Below are 10,215 nucleotides of genomic sequence, written 5' to 3' on the forward strand. Positions count from 1 at the left end.
CCGTTTCAGTGCTTCGCGGCGCGGATCGCGGCCCACACGGTGGACGGCGAAGCCGGCATGGCGATATCGGCGATGCCGATGGCATCGGTGATGGCATTGATAACCGCCGGCGGCGAGCCGATGGCGCCCGCCTCGCCGCAGCCCTTGATGCCGAGCGGATTGCCGGGACATGGGGTATTCGACGTCGAGACCCTGAACGACGGCAGGTCGCCGGCACGCGGCATGGTGTAATCCATGTAGCTCGCCGTCAGCAGCTGTCCGCTGGCGTCGTAATGGGCGCCTTCCAGCAGCGCCTGGCCGATGCCCTGGGCGATGCCGCCATGCACCTGGCCTTCGACGATCATCGGATTGATGATGTTGCCGAAATCGTCGGCGGCCACGAACTGGATGATCTCGGTGGTTCCGGTCTCCGGATCGACCTCGACCTCGCAGATGTAGCAGCCCGCCGGGAAGGTGAAGTTCGACGGATCGTAGAACGCTGTCTCCTTCAGCCCCGGCTCCATGCCGGCCGGCAGATTATGGGCGGTATAGGCGGCAAGCGCCATCTGGAACCAAGGCACGTTCTTGTCGGTGCCGGCGACCTTCAGTGCGCCGTTCTCGATGACGATGTCGCCCTCGTCGGCCTCAAGCAGGTGGGCGGCGATCTTCTTGGCCTTGGCCTCGACCTTGTCGAGCGCCTTGGCAATCGCCGACATGCCGACCGCGCCCGAACGCGAACCGTAGGTGCCCATGCCCATCTGCACCTTGTCGGTGTCGCCATGGACGATCGAGACGCTGTCGATCGGCACCCCAAGGCGCTGGTTGACGAGTTGTGCGAACGTTGTCTCATGGCCTTGGCCATGGCTGTGCGAACCGGTCAGCACCTCGATCGTGCCGACCGCGTTGACGCGCACCTCGGCCGATTCCCACAGGCCGACGCCGGCGCCGAGCGAGCCGACCGCGGCCGACGGTGCGATACCGCAGGCCTCGATGTAACAGCTCATGCCGATACCGCGCAGCAGCCCTCTCTTGGCCGCGTCGGCCTTGCGCGTGGCAAACCCGGCATAGTCCGAGGCCTCCATCGCCGCGTCGAGCGAGGCGCCATAGTCGCCGGCGTCATAGTTCATGATCACCGGTGTCTGGTGCGGGAAGGAGGTGACGAAGTTCTGCCGTCGCAGTTCGGCGGGAGAGACGCCGAGCTCGCGCGCGGCGGCTTCCATCGTGCGTTCCAGCACATACGTCGCCTCCGGCCGCCCCGCCCCGCGATAGGCGTCGACGGGAGCCGTGTTGGTGTAGACGGCGCGCACATTGGCATGGATGGCCGGGATGTCATACTGGCCCGACAGCAGCGTGGCGTAAAGATAGGTCGGCACGCAGGACGAGAACAGCGACATGTAGGCGCCGAGATTGGCGATCGTGTCGACCTTCAGGCCGGTGATCCTGTTGTTCTTGTCGAAGGCCATTTCCACGGTCGAGACGTGGTCGCGCCCATGCGCGTCGGACAGGAAGCTCTCGGTGCGGTCGGCGACCCATTTGACCGGCACGCCGGTTTTCTTGGAAGCCCACAGGCAGACGATCTCTTCCGGGTAGATGTAGATCTTGGAGCCGAACCCACCGCCAACGTCCGGTGCGATCACGCGCAGCTTGTTTTCCGGCGCGATGTTGTAGAACGCGCTCATCACCAGCCGCGCGACATGCGGGTTCTGCGATGTCGTCCAGCAGGTGTAGTGGTCCTCGGCCTTGTCGTAGTGGCCGAGCGCCGCGCGCGGCTCCATGGCGTTCGGCACCAGCCGGTTGTTGACGATCTTCATGCGGGTGACATGGGCGGCCGCCTTGATCGCCGCGTCGGTCGCCTTGGCGTCGCCGAGTTCCCAGTCGAAGATCAGATTGTTCTCGGCCTCGGCATGGATCTGCGGCGCGCCCTTTTCGAGTGCCTTGGTCGCATCGACGACAGCTTTCAATTCCTTGTAGGTGATTTCGACGGCCTCGGCCGCGTCGCGCGCCTGGCCCCTGGTTTCCGCCACCACCACGACGACCGCATCGCCGACATAACGGACCTTGTCGACGGCCAGCGGCGACCATGCGCCCATCTTCATCGGCGTGCCGTCCTTGGAGTGGATCATCCAGCCGCAAATCAGATTGCCGATGCCGTCGGCCTTGAGCTCCTTGCCGGTCAGGACACCGATGACGCCAGGCATGCCTTGGGCCTTCTTGACGTCGATCTTCTTGATCTGCGCATGCGCGTGCGGGCTGCGCACGAAGGCCGCATGCTTCATGCCGGGAACCACCATGTCGTCGACATAGCGGCCCGCGCCAGTGATGAATCTTTTGTCTTCCTTGCGCGCCACGCGAGCGCCAACACCTTCGATGCCCATTGCAGAAATCCTCCGAAAAAGTAGGGGAATAGGGCAGTAGGGAAGTAAGGCAGCAGGAAAAATCGGCTCCCAATTCCTACTGCCTTACTGCCCTACTCCCTTAATGCCCTAAGTCTCACGCAGCTTGTTTCGCTTTGCCCTTGATGGCGCCCTTCGACATCGTTTTCGATGCGGCCAGGATCGCCTTGACGATGTTATGGTAGCCGGTGCAGCGGCAGATATTGCCTTCGAGCTCGGCTCGCACCGTCGCCTCGTCGAGGCCTTCGGGGTGGCGGTTGATCATGTCGATCGCCGCCATGATCATGCCTGGCGTGCAGAATCCGCATTGCAGGCCGTGATATTCCTTGAACGCGGCCTGCATGGGATGCAGGTCGGCGCCGTTGGCGAGACCTTCGATCGTGACAACGGTCGACCCTGAAGCCTGAACGGCAAGCATGGTACAGGACTTCACGGCCTTCCCGTCGACATGGACGACGCAAGCGCCGCATTGCGAGGTATCGCAACCCACATGCGTGCCGGTCAGGCCAAGATTCTCCCGCAGGAAGTGAACCAGCAGCGTTCGGTCCTCGGCAACGCCACTGACCCGCCTGCCGTTGACCATCAACGAAACGTCCGACATGAATCCTCCCTGGGTATCGACCTTGGTCATCACGCTGCCGACGCGCCGCTGGCACTCGGCCATGCGTTATTCGTACACCGCATAACGGGCAAAAAACAGCGCGACGGAAAAGGCGGATCATTGTACTTTCGGTCATGGCCAGGGCCAAAGGTGCGCTCTCCTCGCCCCCATTGCCAAACCGCCGATTGGAAGCAACAATGCCTTCGACGCTGCGCGCCAGAAGCTTGTAACAGCCGCGCATAAAACAGCGTTGGAGGAAATGCGGGAGAACTCCGCTGACCAGTTCACGGACGCGCTACGCATGCGGCTTGTCGGCGCTGACCACGGACGAGCCGGATCCGGATGCCTTCGCACGCGCGGTGGCCGCAGAGGCCGGCGCGATCGACGCCGGCTTTGCCCTCCTGTTCTTTTCCCAGAGTCTTGTCGAAGCCGGCGCTCTGTCACGGGCGCTTTCGGTCCATGCACCGGGGCTCCATCACGCCGGCTGTTCCACTGCCGGCGAGATCACGCCGCAGGGGCTCGAGGAAGGTCACATGCTGGCGATGCTGCTTCCTTCGGCCTCGTTCACCGCGGTCAGTGCCATGGTCGACAACCTGTCCTCATCGGGTATGGACAGGATCACCGGTGAGGTCGAGGCGCTTCGGCGCACGCTGCGCGGCCGGGTCGGCGGCGAGAGGACCAGGAATACCTTCGCCCTCTGCTTCATCGACGGGCTGTCCTATGCCGAGGAAGCGGTCAGCTCCGCCATCCACTGGGGCCTTGACGACATCCCTTTGCTCGGCGGCTCGGCCGGCGACGATCTGAAATTCGAAACGACGCGCCTGATCTCCAATGGCAAGGTCACCTCCGACAGCGCGATCATTGTGCTGATCGCCACGGAAATTCCCTTCCACGTCTTCAAGACCGACAATTTCGTTCCGACCGACGAGAAGCTGGTGGTGACGGCGTCCGATGCCGATCATCGCATCGTGCGGGAGTTCAACGCCACCAACGCGGCTGAGGAATATGCCGCTTCCGTCGGCATCGTGCCGCAGACCCTGACGCCGCTGAGCTTCGCCTCGCATCCGGTGGTGGTGAAGGTGGGCGGCGAATATTACTGCCGTTCGATCCAGAGGATGCACGCCGATGGCTCGCTGTCGTTCTTCTGCGCCATCGACGACGGTGTCGTGCTGTCGATCGCGCAGCCCATGGACATGGTGGAATCGACGCGCGCGGCCCTGCGCGACGTCGAGGAGAGGCTGGGCGGCATCGACCTGATCCTCGGGTTCGACTGCGTGCTGCGCCGCCTCGATGCGCGCAACCGGCAGGTCTTTCGCGATATTTCGGAACTCTACCGGGTCAACAATGTCATTGGCTTCGGCACCTATGGTGAGCAATACCGGTCGATGCATCTGAACCAGACTTTCACCGGCATCGCTTTCGGCGAGCGCCAAGCGGCTGAATAGGGCGGCGGAATAAGATGCCGCTCAGGGACATAAGCGATCTCGAAAAGCTGAAGAAGATCAACGCCGCACTGGTCAGCCGCGTCGAGCGGTCGATGGACCAGCAAGGCAATGCCTTCTCGCTGTTCCAGACCGCCATCTCACTCGAAAACCGGGTGCGCACGCGCACGGAGGAACTGCACTCGACCTTGCGGCGGCTGGAGCAGTCGAACATCGATCTCATCGCCGCCAAGGAAAATGCCGAGCTGGCGAACCTCTCCAAGACAAGGTTTCTCGCTGCTGCCAGCCATGACGTGCTGCAGCCGCTGAACGCGGCCCACCTCTCCGTCTCAGCGCTCGCCGAGGTGCAGACCAGCGACGAAGGCAGGAAGCTGGTTCGGCAGGTCGAGCGCTCGCTGGAAACAATGGAGGATCTGCTGCGCACCCTGCTCGACATTTCCAAGCTCGATGCCGGCGTCGTGCGGCCCGACATCGGCGACGTCAGCCTGGAGGCGCTGTTCTCGTCGCTGCGCTCGGATTTCCAGCCGGTCGCGGAAATGAAACGGCTGTCGCTGAAATTCCGGCCGGTCAATGCCGTGGTCCGCTCCGACCGGACGCTGCTGCGCCGCATCCTGCAGAATATTCTGTCCAACGCGCTGGGCTACACGCGTTCGGGTGGCGTCCTTGTCGGCACACGCCATCGCGGCGATACGATCCGCATCGACGTCGCCGACACCGGCTGCGGCATTCCCGAGGATCAGCGCGAGGCGGTGTTCGAGGAATTCCATCGCGGCACCTCACAGGCCGGTGGCGAATTCGACGGCGGCGGGCTTGGGCTCGGCCTGGCCATCGTGCGCCGCATGGCCAGCGCGCTTGTCCACCCCGTGACATTTTCATCCAAGGTCGGACGCGGCACGATCTTCCACATCGATGTCCCCGTGGGCATCGGCGCGCCAGCCGATGCCATCGCCAACGCCGCCAGCCTGGAGCGGCCCCGCGGCTACGGCCTGTTCGGCACCAAGGTGCTGCTGGTCGAAAACGACACCGAGGTGCTGGAGGCGATGACCTTCCTGCTCGAGCGCTGGCAATGCCTGGTGCGATCCGCGACCTCGACCGATGACGCGCTCGACCTGCTCGGCGACACCGACTGGGTTCCGGACATCGTCATCGCCGACCAGCATCTCGACGACGGCGATCTCGGCACCGCCACCATATCGGAGGTCCGCGACTATCTCGGCCGCGCCGTGCCGGCGCTGATCGTCACCGCCGACAGCTCCGAGGACGTTGCGAAGGCGGCCCGGGCCGGCGGTATCGAACTGATGCGCAAGCCGCTGAAGCCGGCGCAATTGCGCGCGCTGCTGGCGCACTTGCTGGCTTAAGGGGTGAGCTATGCGTCTTCTTGACTTTCTCGGAAAACCGGCAGCTTACCTTTTGACGTCAGACCCATTTAGGCGCTGGAACTTTGAGCGATCAGTTGATGATTACCTTCCAGAGAAAACAATAAATTATGAAGCCAGCCAGAAAGGCTTTTCATTCACGTGCGACAGTGATGAAGCGATAAGGACTATATTTGTAGAATCTGACGATATCGACAAATCCCTCATCGATATTCCCTTTTCGACAAAACGCCGGGCAGTGCAAAATATGCTTGGCATACCTTCAAAGGGCGGAAAGCCCCGTAGCGACCCCATCCTGGGTGAATACGGCGCTTGGGATCGATATGATCATGAGCGTCAGTCGATACACATCGAATACGAGCCTCACATGGATAGGATAAGACGAGTGACGCTTATGCGAGCCGACGTAGCGCCATGAGAGTGCGCGCCTCTAGATGGACAGGAGTGCTTGCACGCCCACTGGTCTCCGCACCCTTTGCGACGCCGCCGAGAACGTGAAGGATTGGCGCAGATGTTTGCTGCAACGAGGAATGCCGAGATAGGCGATCAAACGCAAGGCCCCGATCTCGTTCCTCAATCCCGATCGCGTCGCCGGTCCACTATCGTGAGAAAGCTGGGGCAGTCGCGGTTTTATCACCAGCCGGCTTAACTACCCCTGCCTATTCCATAAATCGATCTCCGCTGACCGGCGATTAGCAAGCCCCTGGCTTACGACAAGTTGACCAGCAATAGTTGTCTTATTCCAAAGTGCGATTCGTGACGGCACATCATTGAATCTGCCGCCGTTCGCTGCTTTGAGGGCGGAGCTTTTGGAAAAGCCGCCGAGCCCAATGTTAAACGCAAAACATACAAAGGCCGAAAACTGATTACTAGATAAACTCGTGGTCAACATCGGCCGAACATGTTTTGAGATATCTGCCACATCAGTTTGCAGCATCGTCTCAGCCCGTTGCTGACTGCAGATTAGGCCCGCGTAAACATCTCCTCCGGTGTGACCGTAACCGATCGTGAGCGTGCCGAGGACAGGTTGTCCCGGCATGACCCTTCTCTGGTTGGCGTCGTCATAGGCATACAGCACACAGCCTTCCCACTTGCGGAGCAGCGAGAACCCGGCTTCGTTCATTTGCGGCGAGGTTGGGGGAGGACCGACCGGCTTGGGTGGATCTTGCTTTGGCACTACGTCCGCGGGATCTTCGATGGGCGCCTTGCCCGCAGGATTCTCGACGGGCGCGTCGCCCGCCAGTACACGGATGACGTTCGTCGCGTTTTCAAGTGAGGCGCTCTGGTTAAAGTCCACTACGTTCTGCAATTCGAGCGAAGCTTGAGTGACTTTGTCGGCTGCTTGCTTGTAGTCCTGAAGAGCAATGTCTCCAAGCGACAACGTCAGTGCGCTGTAAGCTGTGTCGAGCGCGGCCTTTTCCTTGGCGTCCTCCGTGACGTCCATGCGGGCCTTTATGTCTAACAACGCGGTCGCGATGGAGACATAGGCGTCATCAGACGTAGACATGTGCACCGCTCCTATTTGGGAGTTGAATGTATGGTCGCCAAGCTCTGGCGCACCAATCCTGCGTACGCACTGAGCTCGCCGGTCGCGGAAGCCAAGTTGTCAAGGGTTGGCCGGCTAGTAGGATTGACCAGCGCTTCGAACAAGCGGTCGAAGGTGCTCTCCAAACGATCCAGCAACACCACGAAATTGCTTAACGCCAGACGGTACGACGACGACTGAGTGAGTATGTTGCCCCTACCCAAAAAAGCATTATACTGAAGCATCTCGAACATCTGCGGAGTGGAATTGATCAACGCATTAATCAATTTATGAATAGCCGGAGCACTGTCTCGTACCACAATAATTAACTCAGCCCTATCTTTTGCGGCTATCATCCTGTCGATAATTGGCGAAAACGCGGCCACCGCGATCCCATAGGTCGGGTTACCGGCAAGAAGCGACACGTCCATCGCGATTGCATTAACACTGTCATGAACATGATTAATATCCTCGCCAGAGGCAAGCGACTGAATCAGATTTGCATACGTGACTAGAATCGCTATTGAGGCGCGGAACTTCTCGGTTTGCGGAGCAAACGTTTCCAATGTTGAATGGTATACTGAGTCCCCAGCAACGAACCTGACGCTGTATGCTTTCGACGCCCGGGTCTTCTCGAAGAACTGGTTCTTTTCCGCAACATTCAGTTCATCAAGCAAAACGCTAGAAGCGGAGTTAGTTGCGCTAACCGCAGCCACGAACTTCTTGGTATCAGGCAATGAACTCGAAACGCATCCAGAGAGATCGAGTGCAAATAATATCAACAGCCCGGAAGGTACGACCTGGCGCAAAAATCGCTTCCTAACTTGAGGGGTCAGATTCAAAAGCTAAAATCCTGCCGTTACCAGTCGCCGACAAAATCCATTCCTAGCGCAAAACGCCAGAATCCGTCGCCTCTCCCCAGATTGGCAACAAAAAACAAGCGGCTGAGCGCAAGGCGTCACACTCGTCGAATAAGCGAATGCTTGCTATTCCAAACTATTTATTTCTTTTGTCAATAGACGGGTCACTGCAAATTCTGTATCATCTGTTGATGGGATGAATTCGGTCTCGCTCACCAAAAAAGGGGGGGCACCTTTCGTGTCTCTGAACAACCATGAAGAGCGATAGAATATTCGCCACGGCTGTGTTCGGAGGCCTGCTTGTGCTTGCGCATGTACCTGACCGCGCATTTTGTGAGGACATGTTTACGCTTACCCTTGACGTACAAAGCGACCTCCCGGCTGCTACGGCTTTGAAGTTGGCTAAGCCTGGGGATCAGGGGATTGACGCAATGGTATTCTCGCCAACGATATTCTCCCCTCCGAAAAGTGTCGTTAGTATCCATGGGAACGGGCCAGCTTCTTTTAAGTTAAGTATGAAGCTGTCAACGTCGGACCTGTATCTAAGAGCGTTTGGTGGTCAGATCATTACTGCTGAAGACTATCTTTTTACCAATGTGGTGTCATCATTTCAGAATGACGGCAATAGAGTTATTCAAAAGCAGGTAGTGCTTACGACTATCAACGAGCGGTTCACCCGTGAAAAAAGCGATGCGGTTCAGGACCTCAATGACAAAAAATATTTGGAATTCTTCCAAACGCTAGACCGTATCATGACCTACGTAGGAGAGGACGGAACTGGTTTGTATTACTCAGTTGTAAAGCTGTATACAGACGGAGTGTATAGCTCTCTTAAGGATGGATCTGACTTATACCCGAGTAACGTTAAGAAGATTTTTTCCTTTGAGGACAAGATTGGCTTTTCGTTACTATCATTTGACCAAAAGTATGCGGTTTATCTGCAAATGGGTCGTGCGTTGCTGCAATCTCAGTATAGGCTGGATGCAGACTTTAACGGCACGCCTCTGGTAGACGTAGTAGAGCATTGCTATTCGCGCGCTCTACTGTATAGGAATGACGATACGGCCACCGGTGATAGATGGATTCTCTATAAAGAGCAATATGACGCGTTCATGCGGGCTGGGTTTACGGAGCGTGCTATCACACTTATTGACCGGTATTTTTCCGACAGCAAGATTCCCAAGGCAGGTCTGTCCGATGTGCAAAAAAGGTCGGTTATATACTTTATGGCTGGCTATGTGTCTGCTATTGACGAATATAAAAGAATATCGGATTATTCTGAGGACGACTATACGGCGCTTGTCCAAAATGATGACCAGTTGAAAAAGTGGTGGATGACATACGCCGATTACTGTAAAAATTGGGAGTATCTGTTCCCGACTAGTTCAAAGACGCTTGATGGAAAAAAGCTTCGACGGTATTATCAGTTAGCATCTATAGTGCTGAGTTAGTGATCTGGTATTCGCTGCGGAGATATCGATGGAGCAATCAAATCTGGATAAATCTATCGCGTTCCTTATTTACGTCGGGGTAAGCGTGTCTGCTGTAATAGCGATAACTGTTATCGCTGTGCCGATAATTTCTCCTATGGTGTCAAATACGTACACGATACCTGCGGAGCTCAAGGAGTGGGGAGGGGTTATAATTGGGTTCTACTTCGGATCGTTCATTACTCTCATAAGCAATCTACTGCGTGCAAGATCTGGTTTGCCACCTCTGATGGCGGGGGCCCAACCGCAGGCAGAGCCTGACCCCGGGCATCGACCCAAACCAGCGGTTCCGCTGGAAGAGCAGGTGCAATAGTTAGGTTCGAATCCGAATGAGGATGTTTATAGCTAGCAGGCTGTTGAAAAACTGTTTTGTTCACGGAACGTATCAGAATCAGACCGAGCACAAACCAGATTCAAAACGGGTATCTCCGATCCTTTTCCACAGCCTGCTCGAGCAGAATCTGATCACTCTGGCTCGTAACCTGCGGCGCTGAAGTAGTTTGTGCATTCCTCGGCGGTGAAGCGGGGCAGCGCGTCGCGGATAGTGTC

8 protein-coding genes are annotated in these 10,215 nt (G+C 57.8%); 4 read left to right on the plus strand and 4 right to left on the minus strand.

Annotated features, from left to right (window positions below; all coding sequences use genetic code 11):
- Window positions 1-5: 5 nt before the first annotated feature.
- On the minus strand, window positions 6-2,354 hold the full coding sequence (locus FJ930_RS11540) for a xanthine dehydrogenase family protein molybdopterin-binding subunit (RefSeq protein WP_141837654.1): 2,349 nt from the start codon (window positions 2,352-2,354) through the stop codon (window positions 6-8).
- Window positions 2,355-2,469: 115 nt separating this feature from the next.
- Complete coding sequence (locus tag FJ930_RS11545) at window positions 2,470-2,973, minus strand: (2Fe-2S)-binding protein (protein ID WP_141837686.1); 504 nt, start codon at window positions 2,971-2,973, stop codon at window positions 2,470-2,472.
- 275 nt (window positions 2,974-3,248) lie between these two features.
- On the opposite strand from FJ930_RS11545, the gene FJ930_RS11550 reads away from it, so the two are divergent.
- From FJ930_RS11550 to FJ930_RS11560, 3 genes are read left to right on the plus strand one after another with little or no spacing between them, the layout of a single operon-like run.
- Window positions 3,249-4,418 (plus strand): FIST signal transduction protein, encoded by a 1,170-nt coding sequence (locus tag FJ930_RS11550; RefSeq protein ID WP_246676875.1) that lies wholly within the window; start codon window positions 3,249-3,251, stop codon window positions 4,416-4,418.
- 14 nt (window positions 4,419-4,432) lie between these two features.
- Complete coding sequence (locus FJ930_RS11555) at window positions 4,433-5,773, plus strand: hybrid sensor histidine kinase/response regulator (protein WP_141837658.1); 1,341 nt, start codon at window positions 4,433-4,435, stop codon at window positions 5,771-5,773.
- 10 nt (window positions 5,774-5,783) lie between these two features.
- Complete coding sequence (locus FJ930_RS11560) at window positions 5,784-6,209, plus strand: hypothetical protein (protein ID WP_141837660.1); 426 nt, start codon at window positions 5,784-5,786, stop codon at window positions 6,207-6,209.
- Window positions 6,210-6,440: 231 nt separating this feature from the next.
- Here FJ930_RS11560 and FJ930_RS11565 read toward each other — a convergent pair whose 3' ends face one another.
- Together FJ930_RS11565 and FJ930_RS11570 are read right to left on the minus strand one after the other, a co-directional pair.
- Window positions 6,441-7,298, minus strand: coding sequence for a lysozyme (locus FJ930_RS11565; RefSeq protein ID WP_141837662.1), 858 nt, complete (start codon window positions 7,296-7,298; stop codon window positions 6,441-6,443).
- 11 nt (window positions 7,299-7,309) lie between these two features.
- On the minus strand, window positions 7,310-8,125 hold the full coding sequence (locus FJ930_RS11570) for a hypothetical protein (RefSeq protein WP_141837664.1): 816 nt from the start codon (window positions 8,123-8,125) through the stop codon (window positions 7,310-7,312).
- 305 nt (window positions 8,126-8,430) lie between these two features.
- Between FJ930_RS11570 and FJ930_RS11575 the strand changes: the two genes are divergently transcribed.
- Window positions 8,431-9,627 (plus strand): hypothetical protein, encoded by a 1,197-nt coding sequence (locus FJ930_RS11575; RefSeq protein ID WP_141837666.1) that lies wholly within the window; start codon window positions 8,431-8,433, stop codon window positions 9,625-9,627.
- Window positions 9,628-10,215 lie beyond the last annotated feature (588 nt).

This window comes from Mesorhizobium sp. B2-4-15, from assembly GCF_006658505.1.
GTDB lineage: Bacteria > Pseudomonadota > Alphaproteobacteria > Rhizobiales > Rhizobiaceae > Mesorhizobium.